This is a genomic window from Pseudomonas sp. WAC2 (genome assembly GCF_030403525.1).
GTDB lineage: Bacteria > Pseudomonadota > Gammaproteobacteria > Pseudomonadales > Pseudomonadaceae > Chryseomonas > Chryseomonas luteola.
Genome location: NZ_JAUEPD010000003.1, coordinates 1 through 17,038, shown reverse-complemented (window position 1 = coordinate 17,038; position 17,038 = coordinate 1). Strand labels below are relative to the sequence as shown.

The following is a 17,038-nucleotide window of genomic DNA, read 5'->3' as shown; positions in this document are numbered from 1 at the left end:
GCCGGACCGATCCAGCCCGCAGCTGGATCGGTCCGCTACCCTAACTCAATACCGGGTTTTTATGGCGCAGCGTCAAGGCCAGGAACACAATGGCCAATATGCATGACGCGACCAGCAGCATGAAGCCGCCGTCCCAGCCGTACAGGTCCACTGTGTAGCCAACCAGTGCGTTGGCGGCTACCGAGCCCCCCAGGTAGCCGAACAGGCCGGTAAAGCCGGCAGCTGTCCCGGCGGCTTTCTTGGGCACCAGCTCCAGGGCCTGCAAACCGATCAGCATCACCGGGCCGTAGATCAGAAAGCCAATGGCGATCAGTGCGAACATATCGACCATGGGATTTCCTGGCGGGTTGAGCCAGTAAACCACGGTGCCGACTGCCACCAGAGCCATGAACACTACACCGGTGGCGCCACGATTGCCCTTGAACAGTTTGTCCGATAGCCAGCCGCACAGCAGCGTGCCGGGAATACCGGCCCACTCATACAGAAAGTACGCCCAGGATGATTTGTCCACCGTGAAATGCTTGGCTTCCTTCAGGTAGGTAGGCGCCCAATCCAGCACGCCGTAACGCAGCAGATAGACGAATACGTTGGCCAGTGCGATGTACCAGAGCATGCGGTTTTTCAGCACGTATTTGACAAAGATTTCCTTTGTACTGAATTCGCGTTCATGGCTCTCGTCGTAGCCTTCCGGGTAGTCCTGCTTGTATTCCTCGATAGGTGGCAACCCACAGGACTGCGGCGTATCGCGCATGGTCAGGAACGCGAAAACTGCAACACCCAGCGCTACGGCCGCCGGAACGTAGAAGGCTGAGTGCCAATCATTGAACCAGCCGAGCCCCAGCAGAAACAGCGGGCCAATCAGACCACCGCCTACGTTATGGGCAACGTTCCAGACCGAGACCACGCCGCCGCGTTCCTTCTGGGACCACCAATGCACCATGGTTCGCCCACTGGGTGGCCAGCCCATCCCCTGCGCCCAACCATTGATAAAAAGCAGAATGAACATGATGGTCACGCTTGAGGTTGCCCAATGTGCGAAACCGAAAATGAACATCACGCCCGCCGAGACCAGCAGGCCGAAGGGCAGAAAGTAGCGGGGATTCGAGCGGTCGGACACCATGCCCATGAGGAATTTGGAAAGACCATAGGCGATGGCAACGGCCGATAACGCAATACCCAGCTCTCCTCGGCTGTAGCCTTCCTCTACCAAGTAGGGCATCGCCAGAGAAAAGTTTTTGCGCAGCAGGTAATACCCGGCATAACCGATGAAGATACCGGCAAAGATTTGCCAGCGCAGGCGTTTGTAAGCAGGATCGATGCGATCGGAAGGCAGGCGCGCCGTATGCGGGGCCGGACGAAAAATACCAAGCATTTGAGCTCCGAAGATCGTTGTTTTTATGAGAAGAGACGTGCAGGGCAAATATTACAGTTTCATTTCAGAAAAATGACCGATACCGCTGTGCGATAAACGAAAATAAACGCTCGCAAAAATGTTGCTTTCCGAACCTATAGGTCCTAATGCCCGTTCAGTCACAGGTTGTGACGTGTGAACTGAACGCGGTTGGCGTTCTATAAGGGGATGCGTATGCTGCCCCGCCGGACCGCACTTGACCGCACGTGATGGGTCTCAACCATAACCGCCTGTGTTCTGATCGTTATGCCCACCTGGAAGCGCTACGTATCACGTCTGGTTGATCTCGCTACCGTCCTGATCAACCGTTATCCACGCCTGATTGCCCTGGCAGGCTTTGTTTCGGGTGTGTGCAGCTTTCTGCTGGTTGATCGCCAGCATGGCTTTGCCAAGGTAATGGCCATCGTAATGTTGGCCAGCTGGTTATGGCTGATGGTTGAGAACGTGCTGCGTCAGTGGGTGACTAGGCGGTTTGGCTGGAACCTGCCCCCTGGGCTGTTTCGCTACGCAACCCAGATGATTCATCAGGAAAGCCTGTTTTTTGTCCTGCCGTTCCTGTTTGTCACAACCACCTGGAACAGCGGACAGGCCATCTTTACCGGCCTGCTGGCCGCCATGGCTGTCGTATCGATTGTCGACCCGCTGTACTACAAAGCGCTGTCGAGCCGGCGCTGGATCTTTCTGGGCTATCACACGCTGACGTTGTTTGCCGTTCTGCTTACGTCCCTGCCCATCATCCTGCAACTGACCACCACGCAGAGCTACCGGCTGGCATTAGGCGTGGCGGTGTTGTTGTCGTTTCCAAGCATTCTTGTGGCGCTCTCGATCCGACGCCTGTGGCAATGGCCTGTCGTGCTTGGCCTGAGCCTGATGGTGGGAGGCCTAGGATGGGTACTGCGCACCTGGGTGCCGCCCGCCACGCTGTGGCTGACCGATGTAGCGGTTACCAGCAGCTTTGACAACCTCAAGCGCGAACCGGGTAAGAGTCTGAAGGAAATCAGTGCTGTCCAGCTGCGTTCACAAGGTCTCTATGCCTATACGGCCATCAACGCGCCCCGTGGGCTGAGTGAGCGGATTTACCATGTCTGGCTGCATAATGGGGATGAGGTCGACCGTATCCCACTCGAGATCAGCGGAGGCCGCGAGGCTGGCTACCGGGCCTGGACACACAAGCAGAACTTCCCGAGTGATGTGGCCGGCCGATGGCAGGTACAGATCATAACCGAGGATGGGCAGATGATCGGCACCTTGCGCTTCGAGGTAACGCCCTAACGGCTATTTGGGCATGTAATGCAACTGCCAACGCCTGGGAATCCATAGGGATGCCAGGCCGATCAGGGCCGCCCAAGCGCTGCTGACAAAGAGAGCCTTGAGGCCAAGGTGGTGTTGGAGCCATGCGCCCATTGTGGCGCCGGCTAGCATGCCGCCCCACGGAATCGCTTGCATCAGCCAGCCTGAGTGGCGCTCACCCAGCAGCCAGCGTCCCAGGCCTCGTCCCAGTCGTGAAAGTGCACCCGTAACATAGGTCAGCCCAATGGACTGCCCGTTCACCTGTTCCACGGCGGCGTTGATCATGCCCATGGCGAGCACGGCGGCTACAAGAGGTAGCAAGACTGAACCAGGAAGACCGCCGGTGCACCAGCCCGCCGCGGCCAACAAGGCCGATGTCAGCAGCAGGAGAGGCAACGCCCGACGGCCGCTCACGCGCACCACGACAATTCCGAGTGCATTGCCGAGGACAAACAGGGCGACAATCAGGAACAGCCGCAAGAGGGTGGTGCTGTCGCCCAAGGCAACGGCTACGGCCAGTCGCGTCGTATTGCCGCTCATGAAGGATACGTAGTCACCAGCCGACAAGAAGCCAATGGCATCTGTCATGCCAGCCAGGATCGACAAGGCGGCAACCAGTACCAGCCCTACACGGCGATGCCGATGCATGCTCAGGTAGAGAGGTTGGGTGTGAGCGTCTGCTGATGAAAGGTCAAGCGTGAGGCAGGTGCTATCCTGTTGTTTCAAAGCGCCATCCTGGGCGGAACCTGTCCGCGACAACTAAAGAGGCTGTTTTTATAGTCTGTCATATTCGGGTGGTTGCCCATCTGAATCCTATGGCTTCAGAAATGCACCGTTTAGTCGATAAGCTGTGACAGGCATAGCTATCGGTTGGCTATGCACCACTCTTTTTGTTCGAGGAATTGCCCCGTGAAAGCCCTGCTTGCGTTCGTACTTGCTTTCTCACTCGCTCTGCCAGCCTGGGCGGAGGAAAAAAAGGAGGCCGAAGAGGGCGCCCCGCAACCCAACTACATCAACCTGACGCCCGCACTGGTCGGTAATTACGGCTCTGGTCCAAAGCTCAAGTACTACAAGGCCGATATTGCCCTGATGACGATGAGCAAGGAAGACTCGGCGCGCGTGTCCTTTCATGAGCCTTTGATCCGCAATCAGCTCATCATGCTGTTCGAGCAGCAGACCGATGAGACCCTGACCGGTGCCGACGCCCGTGAAGCGCTGCGTCAGGCGGCGCTCAAGCAGGTCCAGGACATCATCAATAGCGAAGAAGGCAAACCAATGGTCGAGGACCTGTTGTTCAACAACCTGATCGTTCAGCCCTAAGTCATCGGCAGGCCAGGATGGCCTGCCATTCTTCGTCAGTTACTGGCATGACTGACAGGCGGCTGCCCTTTTGCAGCAATGCAAAACTGCTCAGGGCAGCCACCTCGCGCAGACGCGCCAGTGAAATGACCTGATCGAATACCTCGACAATACTGACGTCGCGGGCAATCCAGGGGTTTTTCTCCAGGGTGGCTTTCGACGAATGGTATGGGCTTTTCGGATCCAGCGCGGTCGGATCAGGAAAGGGATCATTTTCTATGCGGCCAATGCCGGCTACGCCTGGTTCGGGGCAGCTGGAGTGGTAGAACAGAAAGAGATCCCCGGCAGCCATGGCCCGCATGAAGTTGCGTGCCTGATAGTTACGAACGCCATCCCAGCGCCCACTGCCGAGGCGTTGCAAGTCATGGATGGAAAACTCATCGGGTTCCGATTTCATCAGCCAATAAGGCACGAAGATTGCTCCTGGCAAAACGGTTCTGGACTTTCTGACGGTTGGTTGACGCAACGTTTGCGTCAGAAAACTGGTTAGCGCAGAATGCCGCGGTTTTTGAGTAGCCGTACGGCCTGGCATATAAACAGGTCGGCGGTGTCGTTAATTATGCCAATGAAGGGGTAGGCACATAGATGAAACGCAAGCCGGACTTGCTTTGGGTACTGGTCGCGCTGTTTAGCTTGGGCGTTGTGACGACAGGCTATACCCAAAGTCTCTGGGAAAAGCAGCAGGACAATTCACCGTCCGCTCATGTGATTCAGCAAGTGTCTCGCTGAATCTTCGCAACGCGCTGTGGAATACCCTGCGTTGTAGTTTGGCGCAGGGTTCAGGCCTTCTCTTCCTTCCCGTACCATCCCTTATCCGTCACGGTTGCCTTCATCGGCACATCCCAACTGGCCAGGGCCAGCTGATCCACCTTCTGACATTCGTGGGCCAATCCTAACAATTTAGGTGAGCGCCAGGCGATGCGACGTTTGAGATAAGCCAGGCTCCGATCATAAAAGCCGCCACCCATACCCAGGCGACCGCCCTGTGCGTCGAATCCTACCAACGGCATCAGAATCAGATCGAGTGTCCAGGGTTTGCGCTGCTGTAGCCGATTCGGTCTGGGTTCGACGATCCTGAAGCGATTGCGCACCCAGCGCTCGTGGGAGCGGACACGCTGAAAATGCATACGCGTGGCTGGCCAACGGCTCAATACAGGCAAGAAGGTGGCCTTGCCGCGGCGCTGGGCTGTTCGAAGCAGCGGACGCGGGTCGATTTCACCGTCATTGGGAAGATAAAAGGCAATCTGCCGGGCACGGCGAAACAAGGGATGATGACTGAGCTGACGATGCAGCTGTCGAGCAGCCTGCTTTTGCTCGGTAGGGCTCAAGGCCCGACGTTTCTGACGCAGGAGTCGACGCAGGGCCGGACGAGAATGATCAGAAGCTTTGATCATGAGTGAAGGTAGCTCCCCGGAATGCCGCTGCCGGTGTAGCCCTTGAACCCGAGAGTTCAAGGTGGGAGAAGTCGTGGGCCATTAGGCTTTCCGGCGTGCGGACATGCACACAAGCCCAGCGAGCGACCCCCGTGGTGTTGCTTATCGGCTCAGGGACATGACCGACTGGCAAACACACCAGAGAGTGTGTCCAGTATACCCCTTCGCCACGAGAATCAAACCCCCCGTTCGTCCTGCTCTGTTGTCAGAGCCCGGTCGACACGGTCCAGCAGGTCGCGAACGCGCTCGCGCGTGCTGCTGACTTCGAAGTTCACGCCATCCTGGCGATGCAGCAGGTCGTGGGTGATATTGAGGGCTGCCATGACCGCAATGCGGTCGGCGCCAATCACTTTGCCGCTGGCACGGATTTCTCGCATCTTGCCGTCGAGGTAGCGCGCAGTGGTTTCAAGATTGGCGCGCTCGTCCGGTGGACAGCTGATGCAGTAGTCCTTGTCGAGGATGTGGACGGTGACGGTGTCGGTGCTCATGAGTCCTGCTCCAGGGCTTTCAGGCGTAAAATCATCGCTTCGACCTTATGTCGAGCCAAATCGTTCTTTTCGATTAGCTTGGCGCGTTCTTCTCGCCAGCCACGCTCATGGGCGCGCAGCTGGCGATTCTCTTTCCTAAGCTGTTCGATGTGTTCGAGCAGTTGCTCAATTTTATCGGTCAGTACTTGGAGATCGTTTTCGATCGAGGACTCGCGCATGGATGGCTGCTGCTCCGAGCTATACAAGGTTGGCCGGTAACAAGGTCAACGCGTAGGATACAAGGTTCATTCTAGCCATCACGTCGACTAACGACCATAGCCATCCATGACGAGTACATCATCTGCATACGCCGCGTTCACACAATTATTGAGCGAAGCGGCTCTTCCTGTCTCCCCGGCCGAGCTTCATGGCCATCTGATGGGCCGTATCTGCGCCGGCGCCGGGTTTGACGAATCCGACTGGCTCGTCGCCGCTACCGACCTCCTGGGCGGGGCGCCGAGTGACCGCCTGAAGTCAGCATTGATAGGGCTTCTGGGCATGGTACAGCAGGAATTCGCCACCAACGAAGTGGCCATCGTGCTGCTCCTGCCAACCGACGAAGCGCCGCTCAAGGAGCGCCTGGCCGCTATGGCGCAATGGTGCCAGGGCTTCCTGTCCGGCTTTGGGCTGGCCAGTCGTACGGCGGAGCTGTCCAACGAAGCCAAAGAAGTTTTGCAGGATCTTGCCGCCATCGCGCAGGTGCAGGACACGCTCGAGGAGTCCGAGGAGGGCGAAAACGATTACATGGAGGTCACCGAGTATCTTCGTGTGGCGCCTGTCATTCTTTATAGCGAGTACGGCAAGAATCCTTCGCCTGCACCCAAGCCTTCAATCCATTGAGGATTGACCCGGCGGGCGAGGGCGAGCTTTCCGTTAAGGAGTTCGCATGATCCGCATTCCGAAGGCCGAGTTCGCCCGTCGGCGTCGAGCGCTCATGGCCGAGATGGCGGCGGGCAGTATTGCGATATTGCCCGCCGCACCCGTGCGTGTGCGTAACCGCGATATTGAATATGCCTACCGTCAGGACAGTGACTTTCAATACCTGACCGGCTTTCCCGAGCCGGATGCCGTCATGGCGTTGATTCCGGGGCGGGAGCACGGTGAGTACGTGCTGTTCTGCCGGGAGAAGGATCCTGTCCAGGAGATGTGGACGGGCCCGCGCGCCGGTCAGGAAGGCGCGATTCGTCAATACGGGGCTGACGATGCCTTTCCCATCAGCGACATCCACGACATCCTGCCGGGGCTGATCGAAGGGCGGGAGCGGGTCTATTACGCCATGGGCTCAAACCCGGATTTCGATCGCCAGTTACTGGACTGGATCAACCTGATCCGCGCCAAGGCCAACCAGGGGGCACAGCCACCCAAGGAGCTGATTGCACTTGATCCTCTCCTGCATGAGGCCCGTCTCTTCAAGACCGCGGCTGAGATTAAGGTGATGCGTGAGGCGGCAAGTGTGTCGGGTGATGCTCATATTCGGGCCATGCAGGCCTGTCGGCCGGGGCTCAGGGAGTATCATCTGGAGGCGGAGCTTGATTATGCGTTTCGCAAGGGCGGGGCGCGGATGCCAGCCTACGGTTCCATCGTCGCTTCCGGCCGCAACGCCTGTATCATGCACTACCAGCAGAACGATGCGCTGCTCAAGGACGGCGATCTGGTGTTGATCGACGCCGGCTGCGAGATCGACTGCTACGCCAGTGACATTACCCGTACCTTTCCGGTCAATGGTCGGTTTTCGCCTGAACAGAAGGCTATCTACGAGATCGTGCTGGCAGCCAACGAGGCGGCTTTTGCCTGCATTGCGCCCGGGCGCCATTGGGACGAGGCCCATGAGGTCACGGTCCGTATCATTACGGAAGGGCTGGTTGATCTTGGCCTGTTGCGGGGCGAGATCAATACCCTGGTCGAAGAGGGCGCGTATCGTGATTTTTACATGCATCGGGCCGGACACTGGCTGGGGCTGGATGTACACGACGTTGGCGACTATCGCATCGGTGATCAGTGGCGGATGTTGGAGCCGGGCATGACCATGACGGTTGAGCCGGGCATTTACGTGGCGTCAGACAATCTACGCGTAGCGAAGAAATGGCGGGGCATTGGCGTCCGTATCGAGGATGATGTCGTGGTCAACCGCCACGGCTGCGAAATTTTGAGCCGCCACGTACCCAAGGCGGTCGATGAGATTGAACGATTGATGGCTGATGCCCGTGGCGCTTCGGCGTCCGACGCGGCCGTGTAAGGAGAGAAGACATGCAGCGCTGCACGGTGGCAATCATTGGTGGCGGATTGGTAGGCGCCAGCCTGGCCCTGTCGCTTCAGGAGCTGGCAAGGGCGCGTGGCTGGAAGATCGTGATGGTCGAGCCCTTCGCGCCGGGTGATGCCTTTCAGCCCAGCTATGATGCCCGCTCCTCGGCGCTGTCCTATGGCTCGCGTCTGATTTACGAACGGCTGGGCGTATGGAAGGCCCTGGCCGAGCGCGCCGAGGCGATCAAACACATCCATGTCTCGGATCGTGGACGCTTTGGTGCAGCTCGCCTAGATGCCACCGAGCAGCGCGTTGATGCGCTGGGCTACGTCATCGAGAATGCCTGGCTGGGGCATTGCCTGTGGCACGCCCTGGACCGTGACATCATCGAGTGGCGTTGTCCTGCCGAGGTTCGTCGTCTGGTTGCAGGGCCGGATGGCTATACACTGACCCTGGATGATGACAGTGAGTTGACCTGCGATCTGGCGGTTCTGGCCGATGGCGGCCGCTCGGCGCTGCGCGAGCAGCTGAGCATTCATGTGGAACAGACGACCTATGACCAGACGGCCCTGATTGCCAATATCACCCCGGGTGATCCGCATCAGGGCTGGGCCTTCGAGCGCTTTACCGATACCGGGCCGCTGGCCCTGCTGCCGCTGCCTGAAAACCGCTGCGCCCTGATCTGGACCCGCCCGCAGGCTGATGCAGAACGGCTGGCCGCGATCGATGAGCGATCGTTTCTGGCTGAGCTGCAACAGGCTTTCGGCTATCGACTGGGCACATTCCGGCAGGTAGGCGTACGCCACAGTTATCCGCTGACCCTGATCAAGTCGCAGGAGCAGGTAAGGCCACACCTTGTGGTGCTAGGCAATGCCGCCCATAGTCTGCATCCGATCGCCGGACAGGGTTTCAACCTGTCGCTACGGGATGTGTCCGCGTTGGCTGAAGCACTGGAAAACAGCGAAGCCAAGCCCGGTGACTTTGCAACCTTGCAACATTACCTGGAGGGTCAGCGTCTTGATCAGCAGCTGACCATCGGTTTCTCCGACCAGGTAACGCGGCTGTTTTCCAATGGCAATCCGTGGCTGGCGGCGGGGCGTAATGCCGGGCTGATCGGCCTGGAACTATGGCCCTCTGCAAAGGGGACGTTTGCCCGTCAGGCAATGGGACTCGGGACACGCCCGGCCCATGCCCTGTTTTGATCATTCCTGTCCTGTTAGGTCCATAACCGCTGCAAAGGAGCTTTGACCGTGGAAACCCAAGTAGACATCGCGATTGTCGGTGCCGGCATGGTGGGTAGCGCCCTGGCGCTGGCATTGGAGGGCAGCGGCCTGAAGGTGCTCCTCCTGGACCGCGGTCCGATGACGGTAAAGCCCTTCGACTCCGCCCAGCCCTTTGCGGCGCGTGTCAGTGCCTTGTCCGAAGCCAGCCGACGTATCCTGCAAAACCTCGGGGCCTGGGAGGGTATTGCCTCTCGCCGTACCAGTCCCTATCGACGCATGCATGTCTGGGACGGCTCAGGCACCGGTGCCATTGATTTTACCGCCAGTAGCGTTCATGCCGATGTGCTGGGACATATCATTGAAAACCGTGTCATTCAGGATGCGCTGATGGAGCGCTTGCAGGCCTCCAGTGTCCAGCTGATGCCTGACGCCCGCATGGAGCTGTTGCGTCATTCTGGTGACGATTGGCTGATTCAGCTGGCTGGCGGGCAGGCCGTCCGTACCTCGCTGGTCATTGCGGCGGATGGTGCCCACTCGGCGGTACGGCGTCTGGCCGGTGTCGAGACGCGGGAGTGGGATTATCTGCATAACGCCATCGTGACCAGTGTCCGCTGCGCGCATCCCCACCAGAAAACCGCCTGGCAACGCTTTACGGACGATGGCCCGCTGGCGTTCCTGCCTCTGGATCGCGAGGGGGACTTACATTGGTGCTCGATCGTCTGGTCCTGCACGCCCAAGGAAAGCGAGCGGTTGATGGCGATGGACGACAATGCATTCTGCGCCGCATTGGGTCGTGCATTTGAAAACCGACTGGGCGCGATCGAGCAGTCCGATCCGCGCGTCTGTATTCCGCTGCGCCAGCGCCATGCCAAGCGTTATGTCGAGCCGGGGCTGGCTCTGATTGGCGATGCCGCCCACGTTATTCACCCGTTGGCCGGGCAGGGGGTGAACCTGGGCTTTCTGGACGCCGCTGTCCTGGCTGAGGTCCTGCTGCATGCGCACAAGCGGGGCGAACATTTGGCCGATGTGCGTGTGTTGAGCCGCTATGAGCGCCGTCGCATGCCGCATAACCTTGCCATGATGGGCGCGATGGAAGGCTTTCAGCGCCTGTTCCAGAATGACAGTCTGGCTGTGCGCTGGCTGCGTAACACCGGTCTCAAGCTGGTCAACGATCACTTTGAGGCGAAGGCTGTCTTTGTCCGTCAGGCATTGGGCCAGACCGGCGATCTGCCAACATTGGCCCGTGTCTGATAAGGGTAATGACACAACTCGACACATTTGTTGAGACGGCTCGATAGGCGAGAGTCTTTATCATTTGCACCTGTCTTTCAGGGAGGTGCTTTACATGCCGTTTCGCAAAGTGGTTGCTGCGTGTGCAGTGTGGCTAACGGCTGGGGTCACCCAGGCGGCTGATGAGGTGGTGGTCTACTCATCGCGAATCGATGAGCTGATAAAGCCTGTGTTTGATGCCTACACCCAGCAGACCGGCGTAAGCGTCAAGTTCATCACCGACAAGGAAGCGCCCCTGATGGCCAGGATCAAGGCAGAGGGTGCCAACACGCCAGCCGATCTCCTGATCACCGTCGATGCCGGCAACCTCTGGCAGGCCGAGCAGATGGGTATCCTGCAACCGATGCAGTCGGCCATCATTGACCAGAATATTCCATCACAGTACCGCTCCTCGACGGGGCGCTGGACAGGGCTCACGCTCCGGGCGCGAACCATTGCGTATGCACCGGACCGCGTTTCCGAGGACGAGCTGAGTACCTATGAAGCCTTGGCTGGCCCGGAATGGGAGGGCCGCCTGTGTCTGCGTACCGCCAAGAAGGTATACAACCAATCGCTGACGGCTACCCTGATCGAAGCCCATGGCGCCGCCAAGACTGAAGAAATCCTGGCGGGCTGGGTACGCAACCTGTCTACCAGCGTTTTCCCGGACGATAACGCCGTGTTGCAGGCTATCGATGCAGGGCAGTGCGATGTGGGTATCGTGAACACCTATTACTACGGCCGGATGCACAAGCAGAACCCTGATTTGGGCGTGAAGCTGTTCTGGCCCAACCAAGACGACCGTGGCGTGCACGTGAATCTGTCGGGTGTTGGCCTGACGCAGCATGCGCCTCATCCAGAAGCCGCCAAGGCATTGGTCGAATGGATGACCGGCCCAGACGCACAGGCACTGTTTGCCGGTATCAACCAGGAGTACCCGGCCAACCCGAGCGTACCGGCTTCGGCAGAGGTTGCCAGCTGGGGCCAGTTCAAGGCCGATACGATTCCTGTCGAGGTCGCAGGGCGGCGTCAGGCGGAAGCCATCAAGATGATGGACCGCGTCGGCTGGAATTGATATCCAGCGCACCGCTATCACGCGGTGCGCCCAGCCCTGACAGTTACGAATCTACTGCCATACCGTCCTGAGGCGATGCCTAGACCGCACGCCCTTGGACTGCTTTCAGGTATACCCCGTGTCTCATTTCGCTGCTCGCCGCTGGTATGTCATTGCTTTCATGGCAGCAGGTCTGGTGCTCATGCCACTGTGCGTGCTCCTGCTTAGCTGGCAGCACATCGATACCGAGATCTGGTCGCACCTGTGGAGTACGCAGCTGCCCCGCCTGCTAGGCAATACCGTGATGCTTCTGATTGGCGTTGGGGTGGGCGTCACACTGTTGGGGGTAAGCCTGGCTTGGCTGACCAGCCTTTGCGAGTTTCCAGGCCGACGTTGGCTGGATTGGGCCCTAATGTTGCCCTTTGCGATCCCGGCCTATGTATTGGCGTTCGTGTTCGTGGGGCTGCTGGATTTTTCTGGTCCCGTACAGAGCTTTCTGCGCGAGCTGTTTCACATGCGTCTGCGGTTTCCACCAGTGCGATCGACGGGCGGTGTCATCGTCGTCCTGGTGCTGGTGTTCTATCCCTACGTATATCTTTTGGCCCGCAGCGCCTTTCTGGCGCAGGGCAGAGGGCTTACAGAGGCAGCCCGCACACTGGGACTTTCGCCCTGGCAGGCCTTCTGGCGGATTGCTTTGCCAATGGCCTGGCCGGCCATTGGTGCTGGCCTGGCATTGGCCATCATGGAAACGCTGGCCGATTTTGGTGCCGTTTCGGTATTCAATTTCGACACGTTCACCACGGCAATCTACAAGACGTGGTATGGCTTTTTCAGCCTCTCCAGCGCGGCCCAGCTGGCCAGTCTGCTCCTGCTTGGGGTCGGTGTGGTGCTGCTGGGAGAGCGCAGGCTGCGTGGCGTAGCCCGGCCCGCCAATGAGCGGGCTCGTAGCGGCGCGCTGTATCGGCTGACAGGCTGGAAGGCAATCCTTGCCACGGGCTGGTGCAGCCTTGTTTTTGCCTGCGCCTTTGCCGTTCCGGTCGTGCAGCTGGTCGTCTGGTTCTGGCAGCGTGGCCGTTTCGATCTGGATGAGCGCTATGTCGGTTTGATCCTGCATAGCCTGGGGCTGGGGCTGATTGCCGCGCTGCTGGCCGTAGGCGTAGGGTTGCTGCTGGTGTTTGCTCGTCGTCAGGCGCCGCGCCGCACGGTTCGCTCCGCTATCGGGCTCGCCAACCTGGGCTATGCACTGCCGGGCTCGGTACTGGCGGTGGCTATCATGCTAGCCTTCAGTCTGCTGGACCGTGAGCTGATCGTGCCGATGTCTCAATGGCTGGGCGGTGCGGGCAAGCCGCTTCTGCTGGGAAGTCTGGGTGCGCTGCTGCTGGCTTATCTGATCCGCTTTCTGGCAGTCGCTTACGGGCCGCTGGAATCCGCTCTGGCGCGTATCCGGCGGTCGTTACCGGAGGCTTCCCGAAGCCTGGGTATCGGCGGACTGGGGCTGTTCATTCGTGTGTATCTTCCACTGCTGACGCCAGGAGCGCTGTCGGCTGCCTTGTTGGTCTTCGTGGATGTACTCAAAGAGATGCCCGCCACGCTGCTGATGCGCCCGTTCGGCTGGGACACACTGGCTGTACGGATCTTCGAGATGACCAGTGAGGGCGAATGGGCGCGTGCGGCGCTGCCGGCTCTGACGCTGGTCCTGGTAGGGTTGTTGCCGGTCATTGGACTGATTCGTCGTTCGGCACGGCACTGATCGCGTCTGCCGCGGTCTGTGTCTGCCATCAAGACAGACGGGAGAAATTCAAACGCCCGCTTGTCATCTCGAACGACTACAATGCCGGCCGCTGCAGCCAGCCGGACAACAAGGAGATCCCCATGGGACAGCGCACCCCGCTTTATGACTTGCATGTGGCCCTGGGCGCCAAGCTTGTGGATTTCGGTGGCTGGGATATGCCGCTGCACTATGGATCGCAAGTCGAAGAGCATCATCAGGTGCGGCGTGACTGTGGTGTGTTCGATGTCTCTCATATGACCATTGTCGATATCGACGGTGCGCAGGCTGAAAGCTATCTCTCCCGCCTGCTGGTCGGTGACGTGGCGCGTCTTTCCACGCCGGGCAAGGCGCTGTACTCCATCATGCTCAACGCCCATGGCGGCGTGGTGGACGATCTGATCCTGTATCGCCTCGAACAGGGCTATCGACTGGTTACCAATGCTTCGACTCGCGAAAAGGTGCTCATTTGGCTGGACGTGCAGTCCGAGGGGTACGCCGTTACCCTCACGCCCCGCCCGGAGCTGGCTATCCTGGCTATTCAAGGTCCAGAGGCCCGTGAAAAAGTTGCGGATGTAGTCTCGCCGGAACGCGCCGAGCTGATTCGCTCACTCAAGCCGTTCCAGGCCATGCCGGAAGGGCAATGGTTCATTGCCCGGACCGGCTATACCGGCGAGGACGGACTGGAGATCATCCTGCCTGCGGATGAAGTCGTCAGTTTTATGAATGAGCTAGTAGGGGCCGGAATAGGGCCGGTGGGGTTGGGGGCGCGCGATACGTTACGCCTGGAAGCCGGTTTGAACTTGTATGGTCATGAGATGGATGAGCATGTCTCTCCTCTGGCCTCCAATCTGGACTGGACCATTGCCTGGGCACCGGAAGGACGTGATTTCATTGGCCGCAAGGCCCTTGAGGAAGAGCGTGATGCCGGACCCCGCTCACGGCTGGTCGGCCTGGTACTGGAGGAGCGAGGTGTGTTGCGCGCGCATCAGGTGGTACGTATCGCCGGTTGTGGCGAAGGCGAGATCACCAGCGGCAGCTATGCGCCTACCCTGGGCAAGTCCATTGCGCTGGCCCGAGTACCGGTAGAGACAGGAGACCGGGCTGAGGTCGAGATTCGTGGGAAATGGCTGCCGGTGCGTGTGGTCAAGCCGTGTTTTGTACGTTTTGGCAAGACACTTATTTGAGCACGTTGACAGGTAATCGGCTATTTTGCGCTTTTTTCACGTCAGGCGTGGCGAGCAGACCATTCGACACGCTACGCTTGGGCTATAACGATTAGCCGATTGCCTTATAAGGAGCCGAACATGAGCACGATTCCCGCTGAACTTCGCTATGCATCCAGCCACGAGTGGGCCCGCCAGGAAAGCGATGGCACTATCACGGTCGGCATTACCGACCATGCCCAGGAGGCGTTGGGTGATGTTGTGTTCATCGAGCTGCCTGAAGTGGGCAAAACATTGGCGGCTGGTCAGGAAGCAGGCGTTGTGGAATCGGTAAAGGCGGCATCGGATATCTATGCACCGGTTTCCGGTGAAGTCATCGCTGTAAACGAGGCGCTGGCTGATGCGCCTGAGCAGGTCAATGCCGACGCCTACACGGCGTGGTTCTTCAAGCTCAAGCCCAGCGATACGGCTGAGCTGGACAAGTTGATGGATGCCGACGCCTATAGCGCCGCCAACGACTGATCCCATTCAAAGAAAAAGCCCCGCCGGGCGATTCCGGCGGGGCTTTTTCATGGCCGCATGGTTTTACTGCTGGGCCGTCAGGATCTTGGTCGCCAGGTCGATATCGCTGGCGGAGCTTCCTGGCGTTGCGTTGCGCATTTCGCGCAGGGCGGCTTCCAGGTAAGGACCGCGAATTTCACCATTGCTCGCGAGGAAGGCGCTGGCGTCGTCCTGGGTTGCAATGACCATCTTGTGGTCGTCACGGCTGCTCAGGTAGGTCGAGCCGGTTGTCGCTCCCGAGGTGGCGACATGACGCCAGAATTTGGCATCGGCCATAGCAGATCCGGCAGCAAACGGCAGCAGTACAAGGGGAACCAATGCAAACTTCTTGAGGCGCATAGCAACATCTCCTTCTAAAGGTTCCCTTTAGATAAGACGCGGGCCAAACGAGTTCCTTTGAAGGCAGAGTGCCTTCAAAGGACGTGAGCCGCTTGGCTTTCGAGCGGGTACTTGGTTCGAACTTTAGGGCGCCTGAATCATTTCGTGGATCTTGCTGGCCAATGCATCGATATCGAAGGGCTTGGTCAGCATGTCCATATCCTTGCCCAGGAATTGGCTACGGATCTCGGCATTCTTGGCATAACCGGTAATGAACAGGACTTTCAGATTCGGTCGGTGCTTGCGCGCCACCTCTGCCAGCTGGCGGCCATTCATGCCGGGCAGCCCCACATCACTTACTAGGAGATCGATTCGCTGGTCGCTCTGGAGGAGAGGAATGGCCTGTTCGGCATCGCCGGCCTCGAAGGCGGTGTAGCCAAGCTCGGACAGCACTTCGAGTACGATCATGCGTACCGCAGCCTCGTCCTCGACTACCAGTACCGTCTGGCCCTCCTGGGCGCGGGGCATTCCATGGGGTGTTTCGGTCACGAGAGTTTCCATTACAGGGTCGAGGTGGCGCGGCAACAACAAGGTGATGGCTGTTCCTCGTCCCACTTCACTATCGATCCGTACGTTTCCGCCGGATTGCTTGATAAAGCCGTAGATCATCGCCAGACCAAGCCCAGTACCTTGTCCAGAGGGCTTGGTGGTAAAGAACGGCTCGAATGCCTTGGTCATGACTTCGGGTGTCATGCCTTGGCCGGTATCTTTGACCTGGATACGAATGTAATCGCCCGGTTCGATGGTTTCACGTCGTGCCGTTTCGGCGTCCAGGGTAACATTTGAGGTCTCGATGCTCAGGTCACCGCCATCCGGCATAGCATCGCGCGCGTTGATGACCAGATTGAGCAAGGCATTTTCAAGCTGGTGGGCATCGCTGAATGCCATCCACAGCTCAGTGTCCAGGTGTGTTCGGATTTTGATCTGTTCGCCTACGGTGCGGACGAACAGATCACGCAGGGAATCGATAAGCTCGTTCAGATTGACCGGTTTCGTATCCAGGGTTTGACGACGGGCAAATGCCAGCAACCGATGGGTCAACGCTGAGGCTCGGTCGGCTGAGGCTGTGGCGGCATTGATGTAGCGATCCAGATCATCGGTACGACCACTGATGACACGCATGCGGATAAGATCGAGCGCTCCGACGATTCCGGTCAGCATATTATTGAAATCGTGTGCGATCCCACCGGTAAGCTGGCCGATGGCTTCCATCTTCTGAGACTGGCGCAAGGCCTCTTCCGCACGTTCACGCTCATAGATTTCCGTAATGAGTCGTGTATGGCTTTCGCCCAGTTCTTGCGTACGCTCGGCAATCTTGGCTTCCAGGGCATCGGTTGCTAGACGTGCCTCGGTAATG

At 58.9% G+C, this 17,038-nt stretch carries 19 protein-coding genes and 1 other RNA gene; 11 read left to right on the top strand and 9 right to left on the bottom strand.

What is annotated here, in order from left to right; translation table 11 throughout:
* Nucleotides 1-40 precede the first annotated feature (40 nt).
* A complete protein-coding gene (gene glpT / locus QWJ10_RS07260) occupies nucleotides 41-1,372 on the bottom strand; it encodes a glycerol-3-phosphate transporter (RefSeq protein WP_289925122.1) in 1,332 nt (443 codons plus the stop codon).
* A gap of 285 nt (nucleotides 1,373-1,657) precedes the next feature.
* Between glpT and QWJ10_RS07255 the strand changes: the two genes are divergently transcribed.
* Nucleotides 1,658-2,683, top strand: coding sequence for a DUF5924 family protein (locus QWJ10_RS07255; RefSeq protein WP_197873024.1), 1,026 nt, complete (start codon nucleotides 1,658-1,660; stop codon nucleotides 2,681-2,683).
* A gap of 3 nt (nucleotides 2,684-2,686) precedes the next feature.
* Here QWJ10_RS07255 and QWJ10_RS07250 read toward each other — a convergent pair whose 3' ends face one another.
* A complete protein-coding gene (locus QWJ10_RS07250; protein ID WP_289925782.1) occupies nucleotides 2,687-3,349 on the bottom strand; it encodes a YoaK family protein in 663 nt (220 codons plus the stop codon).
* Between the two features lie 261 nt (nucleotides 3,350-3,610).
* Here QWJ10_RS07250 and QWJ10_RS07245 point away from each other — a divergent pair, with 261 nt between their 5' ends.
* Nucleotides 3,611-4,021, top strand: coding sequence for a flagellar basal body-associated FliL family protein (locus tag QWJ10_RS07245; protein ID WP_122040981.1), 411 nt, complete (start codon nucleotides 3,611-3,613; stop codon nucleotides 4,019-4,021).
* A 1-nt stretch (nucleotide 4,022) separates the two neighbouring features.
* Here QWJ10_RS07245 and QWJ10_RS07240 read toward each other — a convergent pair whose 3' ends face one another.
* Complete coding sequence (locus QWJ10_RS07240; protein ID WP_260466395.1) at nucleotides 4,023-4,472, bottom strand: EVE domain-containing protein; 450 nt, start codon at nucleotides 4,470-4,472, stop codon at nucleotides 4,023-4,025.
* 173 nt (nucleotides 4,473-4,645) lie between these two features.
* Between QWJ10_RS07240 and QWJ10_RS07235 the strand changes: the two genes are divergently transcribed.
* On the top strand, nucleotides 4,646-4,789 hold the full coding sequence (locus tag QWJ10_RS07235) for a hypothetical protein (RefSeq protein WP_010796704.1): 144 nt from the start codon (nucleotides 4,646-4,648) through the stop codon (nucleotides 4,787-4,789).
* A 50-nt stretch (nucleotides 4,790-4,839) separates the two neighbouring features.
* On the opposite strand, the gene QWJ10_RS07230 is transcribed toward QWJ10_RS07235, so the two are convergent.
* The 4 genes from QWJ10_RS07230 to QWJ10_RS07215 form a co-directional block, all read right to left on the bottom strand.
* Entirely contained in the window at nucleotides 4,840-5,454 is a 615-nt protein-coding gene (locus QWJ10_RS07230; RefSeq protein WP_289925111.1) for a 5-formyltetrahydrofolate cyclo-ligase, read from the bottom strand.
* A gap of 9 nt (nucleotides 5,455-5,463) precedes the next feature.
* Nucleotides 5,464-5,641, bottom strand: a non-coding RNA gene (gene ssrS, locus QWJ10_RS07225) — 6S RNA.
* Between the two features lie 28 nt (nucleotides 5,642-5,669).
* Entirely contained in the window at nucleotides 5,670-5,981 is a 312-nt protein-coding gene (locus QWJ10_RS07220) for a cell division protein ZapA (protein ID WP_010796706.1), read from the bottom strand.
* Nucleotides 5,978-6,199 (bottom strand): TIGR02449 family protein, encoded by a 222-nt coding sequence (locus tag QWJ10_RS07215; protein ID WP_010796707.1) that lies wholly within the window; start codon nucleotides 6,197-6,199, stop codon nucleotides 5,978-5,980. Before QWJ10_RS07215 ends, QWJ10_RS07220 begins: the two co-directional genes overlap by 4 nt.
* Nucleotides 6,200-6,305: 106 nt before the next feature.
* Here QWJ10_RS07215 and QWJ10_RS07210 point away from each other — a divergent pair, with 106 nt between their 5' ends.
* The 8 genes from QWJ10_RS07210 to gcvH all read left to right on the top strand — a co-directional run bounded on the left by QWJ10_RS07210 (nucleotide 6,306) and on the right by gcvH (nucleotide 15,264).
* The gene (locus QWJ10_RS07210; protein ID WP_073450029.1) at nucleotides 6,306-6,860 is read left to right on the top strand and encodes a UPF0149 family protein; all 555 of its coding nucleotides are present in this window, start codon (nucleotides 6,306-6,308) and stop codon (nucleotides 6,858-6,860) included.
* Between the two features lie 46 nt (nucleotides 6,861-6,906).
* Nucleotides 6,907-8,256 carry a Xaa-Pro aminopeptidase gene (pepP, locus tag QWJ10_RS07205; RefSeq protein ID WP_074821569.1) on the top strand — a complete coding sequence of 450 codons (1,350 nt, stop codon included), beginning with the start codon at nucleotides 6,907-6,909 and terminating at the stop codon, nucleotides 8,254-8,256.
* An 11-nt stretch (nucleotides 8,257-8,267) separates the two neighbouring features.
* Entirely contained in the window at nucleotides 8,268-9,464 is a 1,197-nt protein-coding gene (gene ubiH / locus QWJ10_RS07200; RefSeq protein ID WP_289925097.1) for a 2-octaprenyl-6-methoxyphenyl hydroxylase, read from the top strand.
* 48 nt (nucleotides 9,465-9,512) lie between these two features.
* Nucleotides 9,513-10,736 (top strand): 2-octaprenyl-3-methyl-6-methoxy-1,4-benzoquinol hydroxylase, encoded by a 1,224-nt coding sequence (locus tag QWJ10_RS07195; RefSeq protein WP_197873028.1) that lies wholly within the window; start codon nucleotides 9,513-9,515, stop codon nucleotides 10,734-10,736.
* A gap of 94 nt (nucleotides 10,737-10,830) precedes the next feature.
* On the top strand, nucleotides 10,831-11,829 hold the full coding sequence (locus QWJ10_RS07190) for an extracellular solute-binding protein (RefSeq protein WP_150348187.1): 999 nt from the start codon (nucleotides 10,831-10,833) through the stop codon (nucleotides 11,827-11,829).
* A 118-nt stretch (nucleotides 11,830-11,947) separates the two neighbouring features.
* Nucleotides 11,948-13,558 (top strand): iron ABC transporter permease, encoded by a 1,611-nt coding sequence (locus QWJ10_RS07185; protein WP_239382218.1) that lies wholly within the window; start codon nucleotides 11,948-11,950, stop codon nucleotides 13,556-13,558.
* Nucleotides 13,559-13,680: 122 nt separating this feature from the next.
* Nucleotides 13,681-14,763 (top strand): glycine cleavage system aminomethyltransferase GcvT, encoded by a 1,083-nt coding sequence (gene gcvT, locus QWJ10_RS07180; RefSeq protein WP_289925084.1) that lies wholly within the window; start codon nucleotides 13,681-13,683, stop codon nucleotides 14,761-14,763.
* 120 nt (nucleotides 14,764-14,883) lie between these two features.
* The gene (gene gcvH / locus QWJ10_RS07175; RefSeq protein ID WP_010796715.1) at nucleotides 14,884-15,264 is read left to right on the top strand and encodes a glycine cleavage system protein GcvH; all 381 of its coding nucleotides are present in this window, start codon (nucleotides 14,884-14,886) and stop codon (nucleotides 15,262-15,264) included.
* A 63-nt stretch (nucleotides 15,265-15,327) separates the two neighbouring features.
* Here gcvH and QWJ10_RS07170 read toward each other — a convergent pair whose 3' ends face one another.
* Both QWJ10_RS07170 and QWJ10_RS07165 read right to left on the bottom strand, forming a co-directional pair.
* On the bottom strand, nucleotides 15,328-15,642 hold the full coding sequence (locus QWJ10_RS07170) for a DUF2388 domain-containing protein (RefSeq protein WP_010796716.1): 315 nt from the start codon (nucleotides 15,640-15,642) through the stop codon (nucleotides 15,328-15,330).
* A gap of 123 nt (nucleotides 15,643-15,765) precedes the next feature.
* A partial coding sequence (locus QWJ10_RS07165; protein WP_289925078.1) for an ATP-binding protein occupies nucleotides 15,766-17,038 on the bottom strand: 1,273 nt, incomplete at its 5' end.